The 14213-nt window shown below is 64.0% G+C and carries 13 protein-coding genes; 3 read left to right on the top strand and 10 right to left on the bottom strand.

The annotated features are described in order from the left end of the window. Positions 1-25 precede the first annotated feature (25 nt). Complete coding sequence (locus JQ609_RS00575; RefSeq protein WP_212271651.1) at positions 26-1585, bottom strand: acyl-CoA synthetase; 1560 nt, start codon at positions 1583-1585, stop codon at positions 26-28. 110 nt (positions 1586-1695) lie between these two features. On the opposite strand from JQ609_RS00575, the gene JQ609_RS00570 reads away from it, so the two are divergent. Continuing rightward, complete coding sequence (locus JQ609_RS00570; RefSeq protein ID WP_212207794.1) at positions 1696-2472, top strand: IclR family transcriptional regulator; 777 nt, start codon at positions 1696-1698, stop codon at positions 2470-2472. Positions 2473-2708: 236 nt separating this feature from the next. After that, positions 2709-2984, top strand: a complete 276-nt coding sequence (locus tag JQ609_RS00565; protein WP_212271650.1) for a DUF3303 domain-containing protein — start codon at positions 2709-2711, stop codon at positions 2982-2984. Positions 2985-3201: 217 nt separating this feature from the next. Here the strand turns inward: JQ609_RS00565 and JQ609_RS00560 are convergent, their stop codons facing one another. The 9 genes from JQ609_RS00560 to JQ609_RS00520 form a co-directional block, all read right to left on the bottom strand. Continuing rightward, positions 3202-3759 carry a DinB family protein gene (locus JQ609_RS00560; RefSeq protein WP_212271649.1) on the bottom strand — a complete coding sequence of 186 codons (558 nt, stop codon included), beginning with the start codon at positions 3757-3759 and terminating at the stop codon, positions 3202-3204. Positions 3760-3782: 23 nt separating this feature from the next. Further along, positions 3783-4748 (bottom strand): VOC family protein, encoded by a 966-nt coding sequence (locus JQ609_RS00555; RefSeq protein ID WP_212271648.1) that lies wholly within the window; start codon positions 4746-4748, stop codon positions 3783-3785. Between the two features lie 134 nt (positions 4749-4882). Beyond that, positions 4883-6136, bottom strand: a complete 1254-nt coding sequence (locus tag JQ609_RS00550; protein WP_212271647.1) for a serine hydrolase — start codon at positions 6134-6136, stop codon at positions 4883-4885. A 111-nt stretch (positions 6137-6247) separates the two neighbouring features. Further along, positions 6248-7777, bottom strand: coding sequence for an ABC transporter substrate-binding protein (locus JQ609_RS00545; protein ID WP_212271646.1), 1530 nt, complete (start codon positions 7775-7777; stop codon positions 6248-6250). Positions 7778-7823: 46 nt separating this feature from the next. Continuing rightward, positions 7824-8774 carry an ABC transporter ATP-binding protein gene (locus JQ609_RS00540; RefSeq protein ID WP_212207788.1) on the bottom strand — a complete coding sequence of 317 codons (951 nt, stop codon included), beginning with the start codon at positions 8772-8774 and terminating at the stop codon, positions 7824-7826. Further along, positions 8771-9751, bottom strand: coding sequence for an ABC transporter ATP-binding protein (locus JQ609_RS00535; protein ID WP_212207787.1), 981 nt, complete (start codon positions 9749-9751; stop codon positions 8771-8773). The genes JQ609_RS00540 and JQ609_RS00535 overlap by 4 nt, the downstream gene beginning before the upstream one ends. Next, positions 9748-10614 (bottom strand): ABC transporter permease, encoded by an 867-nt coding sequence (locus tag JQ609_RS00530; RefSeq protein ID WP_212207786.1) that lies wholly within the window; start codon positions 10612-10614, stop codon positions 9748-9750. The genes JQ609_RS00535 and JQ609_RS00530 overlap by 4 nt, the downstream gene beginning before the upstream one ends. Further along, positions 10611-11528 carry an ABC transporter permease gene (locus JQ609_RS00525; protein WP_212271645.1) on the bottom strand — a complete coding sequence of 306 codons (918 nt, stop codon included), beginning with the start codon at positions 11526-11528 and terminating at the stop codon, positions 10611-10613. The genes JQ609_RS00530 and JQ609_RS00525 overlap by 4 nt, the downstream gene beginning before the upstream one ends. A 233-nt stretch (positions 11529-11761) precedes the next feature. Continuing rightward, positions 11762-12649 (bottom strand): dihydrodipicolinate synthase family protein, encoded by an 888-nt coding sequence (locus tag JQ609_RS00520; protein ID WP_212271644.1) that lies wholly within the window; start codon positions 12647-12649, stop codon positions 11762-11764. 145 nt (positions 12650-12794) lie between these two features. Here JQ609_RS00520 and JQ609_RS00515 point away from each other — a divergent pair, with 145 nt between their 5' ends. Further along, the gene (locus tag JQ609_RS00515) at positions 12795-14207 is read left to right on the top strand and encodes an FAD-binding oxidoreductase (RefSeq protein ID WP_212271643.1); all 1413 of its coding nucleotides are present in this window, start codon (positions 12795-12797) and stop codon (positions 14205-14207) included. Positions 14208-14213 lie beyond the last annotated feature (6 nt).

The raw sequence follows: 14213 nt of genomic DNA, 5'->3' as shown, positions 1-14213 counted from the left end.
CGTTCCTTCCTTCAGGCTTTTGCCTCTATCTCGCTTCTGATTTCGTGATGGCCTGCTCGCGGTCGCGCAGCACCTTGCGGTTGACCTTGCCGGCCGGCGTCTTGGGCAGTTCGGTGACGAAACTGACGACACGCGGATATTCGTGATGGCTGAGGCGCTGGCGCACGACGTCCTGGATCTCGTGCTGGAACGCTTCATCGCCGGCCCGGTCGGTGACGACGAAGGCCTTTACGACTTGTCCGCGCAGCGGATCGGCGACGCCGATGGCGGCCGCCTCGCGCACTTGCGGATGCTTCAGGATCGCATCCTCGATTTCGACGGCGCTCATGGTCCAGCCGGCGGAGATGATCACATCGTCGGCGCGGCCGCCGTGATAGAAATAACCGTCCTCGTCGATGCGGCCGAGATCCTTGGTCGCGATCCACTGCCCGTGGCGCCAGACCTTCAGTTCGCCGGCGACGCCGGGCGGGCATTGCCGGCCCTCGGCATCATGGACTTCGACGCGTCCGCCGGGAATCGGTTTACCCAATGAACCGGGCTTGACGACGAAATCGCCGGCGCCGGGATAGCTCACCAGAATCACGCCGATCTCGGTGGTGCCGTACATGCTGCAGGCCGGCCGGCCAAAAACATGCTCGACGAACGAAGCGGTCTCGCTGTCGATCGGCTCGCCGGTGAAGGACAGTTTCTCGATCGCGTAGCGATAATTCGGCGCCGCGCCGGAATTTCGCATCATGCGATAATGGGTGGCGGCCGCCGAGATGTTGGTGAACTGGTGCTGCTGCAGCGCCGCCAGCAGCCGTTCCGGATTGAACTTGCCGGCATAGGCGCCAATGGTGATGCCGAGCGCCAGCGGTGCCAGCGTGCCGTGCCAGAGACCATGGCCCCACGCCGGCGACGACGGACAGATGAAACGATCGCCGGGTCGCAAACCGGTGCCGTAGAGCGCCGCCACCATCAGCGTCACGATCGCACGATGGGTGTGCTTGACCGCCTCGGGAAGCTCGCGCGTCGTCCCCGACGTGTACTGGAACAGCGCCAGCGCGTCGGCCGCCGTGTTTGATGTGAAGTGCGGCGAGAAGCGCTCAAGTCCTTTCAGGAACGCATCGTCGGCGACCACGATTTTCGCTTCGATGCCGTCCAGGCTCGGCGCCTTCTCGGCGTTCGTCACAATCAGCCGCGGCGTGCAATCGTTGACGCGCAGCTTGACGCCATCGGGTCCGAACAGCGTGAACAAGGGCACGGCGATGGCGCCCGCCTTCATCGTGCCGAACACCGCCACGTAGAACGCCCGCGACGGCTCCAGCATGATCGCCACGCGATCGCCGGGCTTGACACCCTCGCTTGCCAGATAATGCGCGAAGCGCGACGAGGCTTCCGAGATCTCGCGAAAGCTCAGCAGTTCATCCGGCCCGTCGGCGTGAACGACAATGATAGCCGGATTGGAACGCCCGGCATGCCGGTCGATGCATTCATGGGCGATGTTCAGGCGTTCGCGATTGCCCGCGAACAATTCCCAGAGTCTGGCGGAGGAAAATTCCGCCTGCGCATCCGCGTAGCTCGTGAAGTGGGTCAGCTTGGTCATGGCGGCAAAATACCGAAGACAAGCTAATTGTCAAATAGCGTTTATAATTGTATATGTACAATTAGCACCGATCGTTGTTGCACCGCAATCATTGTTGTACAGAGACAATCATGCCGAATCCCAAATCGCCGCGAGTCCGCGCGGTACCCGCCGTCACCCGCGCCATCGCCATTCTCCGGCTGCTCAGCCGCAGCCGCGATCCACAGAGCCTCAAGGCAATAGCCGAAGCGCTCGATCTGGTGCCGAGCACCGCGCTGCATATTGCGCGCGCGCTGGTCGCCGAAGATCTGCTGCGGGTCGACCCGCTGACCAAGCGCTACAGTCTCGGTACCGGCATGTTGCCGCTGGCGCGCGCGGTGCTTGAGAACGCAGACTTTCCAAGCCTGGTGCGGCCCAAGCTCGATGATCTCTCGGCGCGCTATGGCGTGATGGCGATCGGCGTCGAGGTCCCGGATCTCGACCACATGATCGTGGTCACGCTGTCCCGCAGCCAGGCGCCGGTGCGCCTGCATGTCGATGTCGGCAGCCGGTTTCCGGCGCTGATCAGCGCCACGGGGCGATGCGTCGCCGCCTTTTGCGGGCAACCGCAGAAGGAGATCGAGAAGCGGTTTCGCCTGCTGCGCTGGCACAACGCGCCGAGCTACGATTCCTGGCGCAAGGAAGTCGAGCTGGTACGGCGCCAGGGCTTCAGCATCGATCGCGGCAATTATATTGACGGCGTCACGATCGTGGCGGTGCCGGTTCTGAACGGCCAGGGTACGATCTCGCATACGCTCGCGGCCGTCGGCCTCGGCAGCCAACTCGACCGTGCAAAATCGCTGGCGCTGGCGCACGACATGAGCGTCGTCGCACGCGAGGTGACGGAGCAGTTGTCGCCGCAGTCATAGGCGGCGCGAACCTGTCCACACAGCGGTCCCGGACATACCCCGATTTGCCGAATGTACGTCCCGCGCCAGAAGCGGAAATTACCTCCAGGTCAGTCTTTGACCCAAAACCGGCGTGCTTCAGAAATCCCACGCCGCCTTCTCCGACGCCCACTAATATCCCTATTCGTCGCCACCGATCAGTGGTTCACTTGATCCTGCCGTAAGGCATCTCGTGTTTTCTCAAAATGGAGATTGCAATGAAGTACATCTCACATTGGAAAATACCATCAAGCTCGATCGATGCTGCAATCAAAAAGTTTCTTGAGACGGGTGGTACGCCGCCTGAGGGCGTGAAAATGCTTGGCCGTTGGCACGGCATGAATGGCCAAGGATTCGCGATTTCCGAGAGCAATGACGCGAAGGCGATGTACGCATGGTACGCGCAATGGTCAAACGTGATGGAGATTACCGTGACGCCCTGTGTTGAGGATGCGGAGGCCGGGCCGATTCTGGCATCAATGGTACAACGCTAACCTGACACTATGCTTGCCTGACTTAATAGAAGCTGGTGCATTTAAGGCTCAGTTTGATACGCCTCAACGCCACCCACCAACGAACGCGGTGGGTGGCGTTTATGTTATTCCGTGACTGGCAGTTCGAATGTCGCGTGTTGGCCCTGACCGACATAATCGTGGCGCCCGCGCAACTGGCACCGATCGTCCAATTTCGCGATCCACGTTCGTGACAAAATCAGCGGCGCCAGATTTTATCCTCGCTCCAACCGAGCTCGGCAAACTCCGCGGCGCGCAGCGGCGCTTCTTCCGCGGCAAAGAACTCGTCGAGCTGCGGCGGCTTGACAGCAGTCGCGCTCAACATCGCATGCGCCTGGCCGCGATGATGAATCTGGTGCTGGAACAGATGCAGCAGCAGCCGGTCCATCCGCTCATGTTGAATGCGACTGCCGCGGTGGACGTTGACGATGCGATCGAGATCTTCAGCGCCGAGGCGCTCGACGAAGGCGATCAACCGGCGATCCATCTCGCCTTGCGCATCCCGAAGCAGGACAATCGTTTCGCACGGCTCCTGGTTGGCCCAGGCCGCCGGCCCCAACGTGCCGCCTTCCAAGGCATCGATGTAGAAGTTGTCGATGATCAGGATGTGATTGAGGGTGGCGCGCAGGCTTGGAAAGAAGCCGGTGCGCGGCGCGGTGAAATCCGCCTGCGACAGCGCTGCACAGGCGGTCAGCAGGCGATGATTGGCCCAGCCATTGTTGTAGGCCATGGTACGGAAAGGAAGCACGGCATCCATCGCATCTGCTCCCGCCTGATGGCTCAGACCTTGACGAGGCGCACGCGCGTGCCCCAGGGGTCGGCGGCCTCGAGGCCGCCAGCAACAGACGCGACCTGGACGCCGGCCTGACGCAGGCGCTCTTCCTTTGCCGCGAACAAATCCGCCTTCTCGATCTCCAGCGAAAACCAGGCGAGGCCGGTGGCCGCGTCGTCACGGCGGCCGGCACCGGCACTTTGCCAGACGTTGAGACCGAGATGGTGATGGTAGCGCCCGGAGGACAGGAACGCGGCGCCGCTGCGTGCCCGCGTCGGATCGAAGCCGAGCGTGCCGCGGTAGAAGCCGTCGGCCTTGGCGAGATCGCCGACGCGCAGATGCATGTGGCCGATGCGCAAGCCGTCGGGCGCCTTTGCATAATCGCTGACGTTGGTATTGGTGAGCGAGACGAGATTGTCGATATCGAGCTGGTCGGTCCCCATCGTCACGGTGCCCTCGCTCCATTGCCAGAGCGAGGGATCGCGATCGGCATAGACCTCGATGCCATTGCCTTCGGGGTCGTCGAGATAGACGGATTCGCTGACGCGGTGATCGGCAAAGCCCGACAGCGGCACGCGGTGGATCGCGGCATTGACCAGCCAGCGCGCGAGATCCTTGCGCGTCGGCATCAGGAAGGCGGTGTGATAGAGCCCGGCTGCGTTGCGGGCTTCGTTCGCAGCATCCGGGCGCGCCTCGAGCACCAGCAGCTTGACCCCGCCGGCGCCGAGCACGGCGCCGGTGGCCGAGCGCTCCATCACGGCAAGGCCGAGCACGTCGCGATAAAAGTCCGCCACGGTATCGAGCTTGCGGACGCGGATCGTCACCATGCCGATCCGCATCGGCGTGCGGTTGGCGAAAGTCGGCCCGCCGCCGCTACCGCCCTGCTCGGCGTGCGCCGCGGCCGCGGCGGCCGCCGCAAGTGAGGAGGCGCCGGCGAGATGCAGCAAGGTACGACGGGTCATATCGAGGTTCATGGTGAGCGCGTTGCCTGTTTCGAATGAGATGACGGCGGGTCTATCACATTTTCGATCGGCGAACTGCCCGCCATCGCGCGCGTTTCAATCACATCTGCGTCGGCGGAATGGCAGTCACCCGGAGGTTACCAGGCCTACCCGAGCGCGCGATAAATACCGCGCTCGAATTGCCGGTAGGCCACCAGCGCCTGCTTGTCGACGAAGGGCAGGATCTGCATCATGATCACCCCCGCAACGCGTTTTTTCGGGTCGATCCAGTAATAGGTATTGAACAGACCGGCCCAGGTGAGACTGCCGGCCGCGCGGCCCTCGCGGACCGGATCGACATTGATCATATGGCCGAGCCCCCAGCGCAGATGGACGCCCGGGAAAAAATCCACGTCATTTGAAAGCGCCGGATTGGCCGTCTTGAGAATTCCGGCTTCGATATTGCCGATCTGGTTGGTCGACATCATTGCGACGGTATCCGGCCGCAACAGGCATGCGCCGCGAAAACGTCCGCCGTTCAGCAACGCCTGCAGCAGGACCAGATAGTCCGGCGCGGTCGAATAGATGCCGCCGCCGCCGGAAAAGGCCGATGTCGGGGCCAGCTTCTCGAACGGTTTTGGGACGAGCTTTCCGCTGGCCTCGCGCACATGCAGGCTGGCCTGACGAGCACGCTGCTGCTCGGTGATGACAAAGCCGGTGTCGTTCATGCCGAGCGGGCCGGTGATGTGTTCACTGAAGTAGCGATCGATGGTTTGCCCGCTGGCGATCTCGACCAGCTGGCTGACATTGTCGATACTGCCGCCATAGGCCCAGCGCGCACCCGGCTCGAACATCAGCGGCCGGCGCGGCAGCGCCGGATCGGCCCGCGCCGCTTTCTGGTAGCGAACCACATTCGGATCCCACAGCGGGTAGCTGAAGCCGGACGTGTGCGTCAGCAGGTTTCGCAGCGTGATCGGCTTGTGCGCCGGCCGCAGCTGCGGAACGCCTTTGGCATCGAAGCCCGCGAGGACCTGGGGCGCGGCGAGGGTCGGATCGATATTGGCGGCCGGCTCATCCAGTTTCAGTTTGCCGCGCTCGACCAGCTGCAATGCGGCCACCGACGTCAGCAATTTGACCATCGAGGCAATACGAAAAACCGTATCTGGTGACATTGGCATTGCGGCCGCGACGTTGCGCGCGCCGAATGCCCCTTGGTAGACGACCGAGGTTTCGTTCGCGGCCATCGCGACCACGCCGGGTATTTCCTTGGCGCCGATCTTCGCCAGCAATGCAGCGTCGATCGCCTCGCCGGAAACCGGCTTGCGGACAGGTGCGGCAAAACCCGCGTTAGAAACCAGGCCGGCCGCCGCAAGCCCCGCGCTCCGCACCAACGCATCACGCCGACTGAGCAATCCTGTCATCGTGTTCCCGAATGCCGCGCCGAGATTCGGGCATTCTAGACGCTTCGAAACCGATGACGCCAGTGGGCTAAACCGGCGCGGCGATGCCGCGCCGGGCTCGTTTGCTTCAGCCTACTTCCACTTCGCCAGATAGAAGCGCGGCAGCTCGTCCGAATAGGGGGTGAATTCGAGCTGCTTGGAATAGCCGTAGGTCGTCACATAGGTGTGCAGCGGCGTGAAATAGGCCTGCTGGGTGATGCGCTGGATCGCGGCCGAATAGGCCTTGTTGCGCACTTCAGCGTCATTGGTCGATCCGCCCTCGATCAGCCATTTCTGCACGTCCGGATCGCGCGCATAATCGTCGGCGCCGCCGTCAAAGAAGTTCGGCAGGAAGGCCGAGACGTCATTGATCGAATAGCTGCCCCAGGTGCCGAGATAGGCGCGCAGTTCCCCTGCCTTCGCGCGCTGTATCAGCGCGCCGACCTGGAGCTGGTTGAGCTTGGCGCGGATGCCGACCGCCATCAGATAGTTCTGAATCGCCGAGCCCCATTGCGGCAATATATAGCTGGCCAGATCGACTTCGAAGCCATCCGGATAGCCGGCTTCCGCGAGCAGCTGCTTCGCCTTGGCGGGATTGTAGTCGTAAAGCGTCGCGGCCTCGCCGTTGCAGCCGAATTGAGTCGGGAAGCAGGGAGCTCCCGGAACGCGGCTTCCGCCGGTGACGAGCTTGTCGGCAATCGTCTGCCGGTCGATCGCGTGCCAGATCGCCTGGCGCACCTTGAGCTTGGTCAAAGGATTGTCGGCGCCGGTGCGGCCGGCGGCGTCAAGCGCGAGATAGCCTACCCGCATTGACTCCTTGCGCACGGCCGCCAGATTCGGGAACTTGTTGACGCTATCGAACTGGTCGGGGTTCAGATTCCAGATCCAGTCCGCACGACCGGAGAGCAGTTCGGTCATTTCGGTGGCGGCATCCGGCACGAAGCGCACGCTCATCTTCTTGATCGCGGCTTTTCCCTTGGGGCTGCCGGTCCAATAATCCTCGAAGCGTTCGAAGTCGATGGAGACACCCGACTCGACCTTGGTCATCTTGTAGGGGCCGGCGCCGACCGGCGCCTTGGCATAGGCTTCCGCACCGACCTTCTCGCGATAGGCCTTGGGGTAGATCGGGACAACCATCGCGAAATAATCCAGCGCCGCCGGCGTCGGCCGCTTGAGTTTGACGCGAACCGACATGTCGCCGGTCTTCTCCGCCTTGTCGATCCAGTTGTAGTTCGCCGGGGTCGACACCTTGCTCGCGGGATCGGATATGAGATTGAGCGTGTAGACGACGTCATCGGCGGTGAACGCGCTGCCGTCGTGGAATTTGACGCCGGGCCTGAGCGTAAACTCGATCGTGGTCGTATCCGGCAGCTTCCACTCGGTGGCGAGCAGCGGCTCGACCTTGAAGGATTCGGGGTTGCGGTAGACCAACCCGTCCCAGCCCTGGTGGTGCATCACCACGCCGGTGCGCTCGTTGTTATAGTAGGGGTCGATGTTCGACAACGCGGCGCGCATCGTGATCCGCAACGTGTCGGCGGACTTCTGCGCCAGCGCCGGGGAAGCGCCGGCACCGACCAGTGCCGCCGCGAGGATCGCCGCACCAAATCTCAATTGCAAGCCCATGCCGTCCTCCTTTGGTTCCGATCGCAAGACCGATTTCAAGCACACTCTATGCCAGATGGCACTCTACCATTCCCTGGGGCGCGCGGGCCATGGGCGTTGGTGCCACACGGCGGCAGCGTTCGACCGCGATGCCGCAGCGCGGATTGAACCGGCAGCCCGGGGGAATATTGGCCGGATCCGGCATGGCGTCGCCGAGGCCGATATCGGGCACGCCCCGGCCCGGCTCCGGTGTCAGCACACTTTGCAGCAACGCCTGCGTGTAGGGATGACCGGGCGCACGAAACAGTGCGTCGGTTTCGTTGCGCTCGACGAAACGACCGAGATACATCACCGCGACCTCGCTCGCGACATGCTCCACGACCGCCAGATTGTGGCTGATGAAAAGATAGGTCAGTCCGAGATCGCGGCGCAGATCGGCGAGCAAATTGAGGATTTGCGCCTGCACCGAAACGTCGAGCGCACTGGTCGGCTCGTCGCAGATCACGATCCGCGGCTCGAGCACCAGCGCACGGGCAATCGCCGCCCGCTGGCGTTGCCCGCCGGAGAGCTGCGAGGGCATGCGCTCGCCCATCGCCGCCGAAAGCCCGACGCGTTCGAGAATTTGAGCGACCCGGCGCTCGATTTCCGCGCGTGAGAAGGTGCCCTGGGCGGCGAGCGGCAGCGCGACGATGTCCTTGATGCGGTGCCGCGGATTGAGCGAGGCGAACGGATCCTGGAACACCGGCTGGATCAATCGCGCCCGCGCCTTGCGGTCGAGATCGAACAGGCGCTTGCCGTCGACCAACACGGTCCCCGCCGTCGGCTTCAGCAGCCCGAGGATCAGCCGCGCGAGGGTGGATTTCCCGCAGCCGGATTCGCCGACAATGCCGAGCACGCTGCCCGCCGGCACGCTGAAGGTAACGTCGTCGACCGCGATCACGCGCTTTTCCGCCGCGAACCACCCGGCGTTGACCCGGAACTCGCACCGCAAATTCTGGACTTCGATCGCGACGCTCATGCGGGCTGCGGCTCCGAGAACTGCGGCGCGAGCCGGCACAGATAGTCGTGCGCGCCAGCTGCCTCGCGGCGCGGAATTTCGCGTTCGCAGCTGGCGTCGGCATGGGAACAGCGTGAGCGGAACGCACAGCCTGCAAAGCCGGGTCCGATCGCCGGCACCACGCCCGGGATCGAGCCGAGCGGCCGGTCGCGCTGCACCCGGCCCGGCACCGGCACGCAGGACAAGAGGCCGCGCGTATAGGGGTGTTGGGGGCTGCGGAACAATTCCGCGGTCGGCGCGCGCTCGACCACTTCGCCCGCATACATCACCGACACCCGGTCGGCGACGCGGGCGACGATGCCGAGGTCATGGGTGATCAAGAGGATCGCAAGGCCGAGTTCGCGCTTCAAGGTCGCCAGCAGCCGCAGGATCTGCGCCTGCACGGTAACGTCGAGCGCGGTGGTCGGCTCGTCGGCGACCAGCAGTTCGGGGTCGCACATCAGCGCCATCGCGATCATGACGCGCTGACGCAAGCCGCCGGAAAGCTGGTGCGGGAACTGGCCGAGCCGCATCTCCGGCGCGGTGATACCGACGCGGCCCATCAGTTCGACCGCCCGCTCGAGCGCGGCGGTGCGCGAGCCGCCCTTGTGGCGGGTCAGCACCTCAGCCATTTGCGAGCCGATCGTAAAGGCCGGGTTGAGGCTGGTCATCGGCTCCTGGAAGATCATCGAGATCCGGTTGCCGCGCAGGCGCGCCATCTCGCGGTCGGACAGCGAGAGGAGGTCGGTGCCGGCAAAGCTCATGCGTTTGGCGGAGCGCCGGCCGCCGCGCGCGAGCAGGTTCATGATCGACAGCGCGGTCACCGATTTGCCGCAGCCGGATTCGCCGACCAGGCAATGCGTCTCGCCCTTCTCGACCTGAAACGAGGCGCCGCGTACCGCCGCGCTACGGCCGCCGAACATCACTTCGAGATCCTCGATGTCAAGCAATGCACTCATCGCGACCGCTCCGAGCCGAGCAGATTGCGCAATCCGTCGCCGACCAGGTTGATGCCGAGCACCAGGATGAACAGCGCGACGCCGGGCACCATGATCACCCAGGCCGAAAAGAACATGTAATCCTTGCCCTCGGCGATCATCAGACCCCAGGACGGCAGCGGCGGCGGCACGCCGAGGCCGAGGAACGACAGCGCGGCCTCGAGCAGGATCGCGAGCGCCATTTCCAATGTTGCCACCACGGCAAGATGGCTCGCGATGTTCGGCAGGATCTCCCTGATCAGCAGATGCGAAGTCGAGGCGCCGGCGCAGCGGGCGGCATTGACGTAATCGAGGCTGCGGATCTGCATCGTGGTCGCGCGCGCCACCACCGCAAAACGGTCCCACAACAGAAGCCCGAGGGTTGCGACCACGAGGCCAAGGCCCGAGCCCATCAGCCCCACAACTGCGAGCGCGACCAGCACCACCGGGATCGACAGCCGCGTGGTGATGGCGAACAGCACGGCGTCGTCGATGCGGCCGCCGAAGAAGCCGCCGAGCACGCCGAGCGTGATGCCGATCAGTCCCGACGTGATGACCGTCATGATACCGATCAGCAGCGAAATGCGCGCGCCGTACACCAGCCGCGCCAGATAGTCGCGGCCGAGCTGATCGGTGCCGAGCAGATGCCCGGCCTGGGTGCCCTCCATCCAGAATGGCGGCTTGAGGCGGTTGCCGAGATCCTGGGTGAAGGGATCATGCGGCACCAGCTGATTGCCGATGATCGCGGCCACCGCGATGATGCCGACGATGACGATCCCGACCGTGAAGCCGGCCACGCCGACCCGCGACGTCAGGGGCGCATGGATTGCAATCGGTTCGCTCATCCGGTCCGGAGCCTCGGATCAAGCAGCGCGTTGAGGATGTCGGAAAGCAGCGTGAGGCCGATATAGATCGCGGCCAGCACCAGCACCACCGCCTGCACAACCGGGAAATCGTTCTTGGCGATGCTCTCCCAGCCGAGATAGCCGACGCCATGCAATGCGAACACCGTCTCGATGACGATCGAGCCGCCGAGCATGAAGCCAAGTTGCACCGCGGCGATCGACACGACGGGGATCGCAGCGTTGCGCAGCGCGTGCTTGAAGATGATGCGTGCGCGCGACAGGCCCTTGGCCCGCGCGGTGCGGATGTAGTCGGACGCCATCGCCTCGATCATGCCGGAGCGCGTCAGCCGTGTAAGGGCGGGGATTGCCGTAAAAGCGAGCACGATGCCCGGCATCACGAAGTGCTGCCAGGTTCCGGTGCCTGAGATCGGCAGGATGCCGAGATTGAGACCGAGCACGATCATCAGGATCAGTGCGAGCCAGAAGCTCGGGATCGCCTGCCCCACCATCGTGAACATGGTGACGCCGCGATCGAGCCAGGTATTCTCGCGGACCGCCGCCAGGATGCCGAGCGGGATCGAGATGATCAGAGCCAGGCTAAGGCCCACCAGGCCGAGCGTGAGCGTGATGGGCAGGCGCTTCGCGATCAGGTTGGAGACGCTGTCCTTGAAGAAATAGCTCTGGCCGAAATCGCCGACCATGGCGCGGCCGACCCAGGAGAAGAACTGGACGTAGAGCGGACGATCGAGACCGTAAGCCTTACGAATGATTTCGACGTCGGCCTGCGTCGCGGACGGGCCGGCGATTGAAATGGCAAGGTCACCGGACAGCCGCGTCAGCATGAATGCAAGCGTCATCACCGTGAGCGCGACCAGGAGGCCGAGACCGAGACGCCGGGCAATCAGAAACAGCATCGAGACGTCCAATACCGAAACGCAACGAGAGTGTTCAGGTCGGTGTCCCCTACCCGAAGCGACCGCACGGTGTCATCAAACAGACCCTCCATGCAAGAGCACGACTTGCCACATGCAAGAGCCGCGCCGCGGCCACGAGCAAGAGCCGCGCCGCGCGCAGGTTTCAGGGTGCGGCCTTGCCCGAGGCAGCTTAGGGCGTTGCGTACGTCACGTGAAACTTCGGCTTGAGACCTTCAGGCGACCTCCGGGCTCATCAGTGTCTCCAGCTTCGCCTTGAAAGCCGCGCCGTCAGCGCACTGGCGCAGCGGTGGACGCACCCGCAGCCAGCCGGCATCGCCGCTTTGCGCGGCGAGAATTGCCTTCAACGTCGAGGGGAACGACGGCCCGCTCGCCACGACGTCAATGGCGGCCTGCATGCGCGCTTCCGCCCCCGCGCCGTTGATCATGGCCTGAACCAGCCCAGGCACGACATTGCCCATCCCACAAATCGTTCCGGCACCGCCTTCTGCGATGGCGCGGGCGATATCGGCCTCGTTGCCGACCGTAATCGCAAGCTCGGGCGCGGCGGCACGAAACGCCTGGAATTGCCTGAAGTCGCCGCTTGAGTCCTTGAGACCGGCGACGATAACGCCGTAGCGCTTGCGCAGACTGGCCGCCACCGCGGCCGGCACGGCGACGCCGGACACTTGCGGGATGTGATAGAGCGTGGCGCGAAGGCGGTCGTCAGCCACGGCATCGAAAATCGCGGCGAACGAATCCTCGATTCCCTCCGGCGTGACGGCACGGTCGAAATAGGGCGGCAGGATCAGCACATGGTTCAATCCCAGGCCCAGCGCCGAACGCGCCAGTGCAATGCTGTCGGTGATGGCGGGAAAGCCGCCGCCAAGCCCGATGCGGGACGACGCCACGCCGGCCTTGAGCAACGCCTCGACGGTCGCGATCCGTTCAGCCACACCGAATGAGGTGCCCTCACCGGTGGTGCCGAACAGCACGACGCCATCGACGCCCTTTTTGAAAAGGTTGAGGGCGTGTCCCGCGAGCTTCGCATGATCCACGGCCCCACTGGCGGCCGTCAGCGGTGTGGGCGCAGCCGCCCAGAACCCGCGAATTGCTGCTGTCATGACCTCTCCCATGGCATTTGGACGCCCCAAATGGGCCTTCTTGACTTCTGTTGTACCTTACATACAAGAACACCTCAACTCAGTATTGAGCAGGCCGCGCTGCCAAAAACGCATGGACGCGCGACGGACCAACAAAGGCTCCGCCATGGATACGATGACGCGACCGGAAAGACCGCTGGAGCTGCTCGGCGCCTTGCAGCTCAAACTCGGCCCGCAGGCGGTGCTGACCGGCGCCGAAATTCCCGCCCGAAATTGCAACGACTGGAGCGCGAGCCTGCCGCAAACACCGATCGCGGTGGTTCGGCCGCTGGACGCGGCCGGCGTATCTGAAACCATCGCGACATGCCGCAAGGCGCAGCTGCCGTTCGTGCCGCAAGGCGGATTGACCGGCCTTTGCGGCGGTGCCGCACCGGAGCCAGGCTGGGTCGCCATTTCGATGGAGCGAATGGTCGGCATCGAAGAGATCGATCGCGCCAGCGCGACCATGACGGTGAAGGCCGGCACGCCGCTGGAGACGATTCAGAAAGCCGCAGATGAAGCCGGCTTGTTCTTTCCGCTGGATTTGGGATCACGCGGCTCCTGCGCGATCGGCGGCAATCTTTCCACCAATGCCGGCGGCAATCGCGTCATCCGTTACGGCATGACGCGCGAACTGGTGCTTGGCCTCGAAGTCGTGCTGCCGGACGGCACCATCGTCACCAACCTCAACAAGCTGCTGAAGAACAATGCCGGCTACGATCTGAAGCACCTCTTCATCGGCTCGGAAGGCACGCTCGGCATCATCACCCGCGTCGTATTGCGGCTGTTTCCGAAACCGCGCTCGACCATGGCGGCACTCTGCGCAGTTGCTGACTATGCTGCGGTGCTTGATCTGCTCGACGCGGCGCGTGGCGGGCTCGGCCCGCTTTTGTCCGCGTTCGAAGTGATGTGGCCGGACTATTGGGAGGTGATTACGGCACGGGCCGGCGTACGCTCGCCGGTCGGCACCGGTCATGGCCTCTATGTGCTGGTGGAGGCGCAAGGCACCGATGAGAGCATCGACGCGCCGCAGTTCGAAGCCTGGCTCGAAGGCCTGATGGCGCGCGAACTGCTGCTGGACGCCGCCGTCTCGCAATCGGTGGCGCAGACCAAGGCGTTCTGGGCGGTGCGCGACATCTGTTCGGAATTCGGCCAAGTGCTCGGCCCGCACATCTCCTACGATATCGGGCTTGCGGTGGCGCGGATGGATGAGTTCGTCGGCCGCTGCAAGATCGCGCTGGCCACCGGCATCGCCGGATGCGAAAGCGTCTATTACGGCCATATCGGCGACGGCAATTTGCATCTGGTGTCCTGGGTCGCAGGGCTGCCGGTCGAGCGCCTGCCAAAGGAGGCGATGGACGCGATCATCTACGGCCTGGTGCGCGACATGGGTGGCAGCGTCTCCGCCGAACACGGCATCGGCACGATGAAGAAAAAATGGCTCGGCCATGCGCGCAGCGAAGCGGAGATCGCGCTGATGCGCACGCTGAAGGCGGCGCTCGATCCCGATCATTTGCTTAATCCCGGAAAGGTGATCTGATCGGGC

The sequence above is a fragment of the Bradyrhizobium sp. AUGA SZCCT0169 genome, from assembly GCF_018130085.1.
GTDB lineage: Bacteria > Pseudomonadota > Alphaproteobacteria > Rhizobiales > Xanthobacteraceae > Bradyrhizobium.
The sequence above is the reverse complement of the archived record's forward strand: the minus strand, read 5'-3'. Positions and strand labels throughout refer to the sequence as shown.

Bases quoted from the DNA above. Each gene is read 5' to 3' on its own strand.
- JQ609_RS00530 (WP_212207786.1), bottom strand. From the start codon at position 10,614: ATGAGCGAACCGATTGCAATCCATGCGCCCCTGACGTCGCGGGTCGGC.
- JQ609_RS00570 (WP_212207794.1), top strand. From the start codon at position 1,696: ATGCCGAATCCCAAATCGCCGCGAGTCCGCGCGGTACCCGCCGTCACC.
- JQ609_RS00525 (WP_212271645.1), bottom strand. From the start codon at position 11,528: ATGCTGTTTCTGATTGCCCGGCGTCTCGGTCTCGGCCTCCTGGTCGCG.
- JQ609_RS00565 (WP_212271650.1), top strand. From the start codon at position 2,709: ATGAAGTACATCTCACATTGGAAAATACCATCAAGCTCGATCGATGCT.
- JQ609_RS00520 (WP_212271644.1), bottom strand. From the start codon at position 12,649: ATGACAGCAGCAATTCGCGGGTTCTGGGCGGCTGCGCCCACACCGCTG.
- JQ609_RS00545 (WP_212271646.1), bottom strand. From the start codon at position 7,777: ATGGGCTTGCAATTGAGATTTGGTGCGGCGATCCTCGCGGCGGCACTG.
- JQ609_RS00575 (WP_212271651.1), bottom strand. From the start codon at position 1,585: ATGACCAAGCTGACCCACTTCACGAGCTACGCGGATGCGCAGGCGGAA.
- JQ609_RS00535 (WP_212207787.1), bottom strand. From the start codon at position 9,751: ATGAGTGCATTGCTTGACATCGAGGATCTCGAAGTGATGTTCGGCGGC.
- JQ609_RS00515 (WP_212271643.1), top strand. From the start codon at position 12,795: ATGGATACGATGACGCGACCGGAAAGACCGCTGGAGCTGCTCGGCGCC.
- JQ609_RS00560 (WP_212271649.1), bottom strand. From the start codon at position 3,759: ATGGATGCCGTGCTTCCTTTCCGTACCATGGCCTACAACAATGGCTGG.
- JQ609_RS00550 (WP_212271647.1), bottom strand. From the start codon at position 6,136: ATGACAGGATTGCTCAGTCGGCGTGATGCGTTGGTGCGGAGCGCGGGG.
- JQ609_RS00555 (WP_212271648.1), bottom strand. From the start codon at position 4,748: ATGAACCTCGATATGACCCGTCGTACCTTGCTGCATCTCGCCGGCGCC.
- JQ609_RS00540 (WP_212207788.1), bottom strand. From the start codon at position 8,774: ATGAGCGTCGCGATCGAAGTCCAGAATTTGCGGTGCGAGTTCCGGGTC.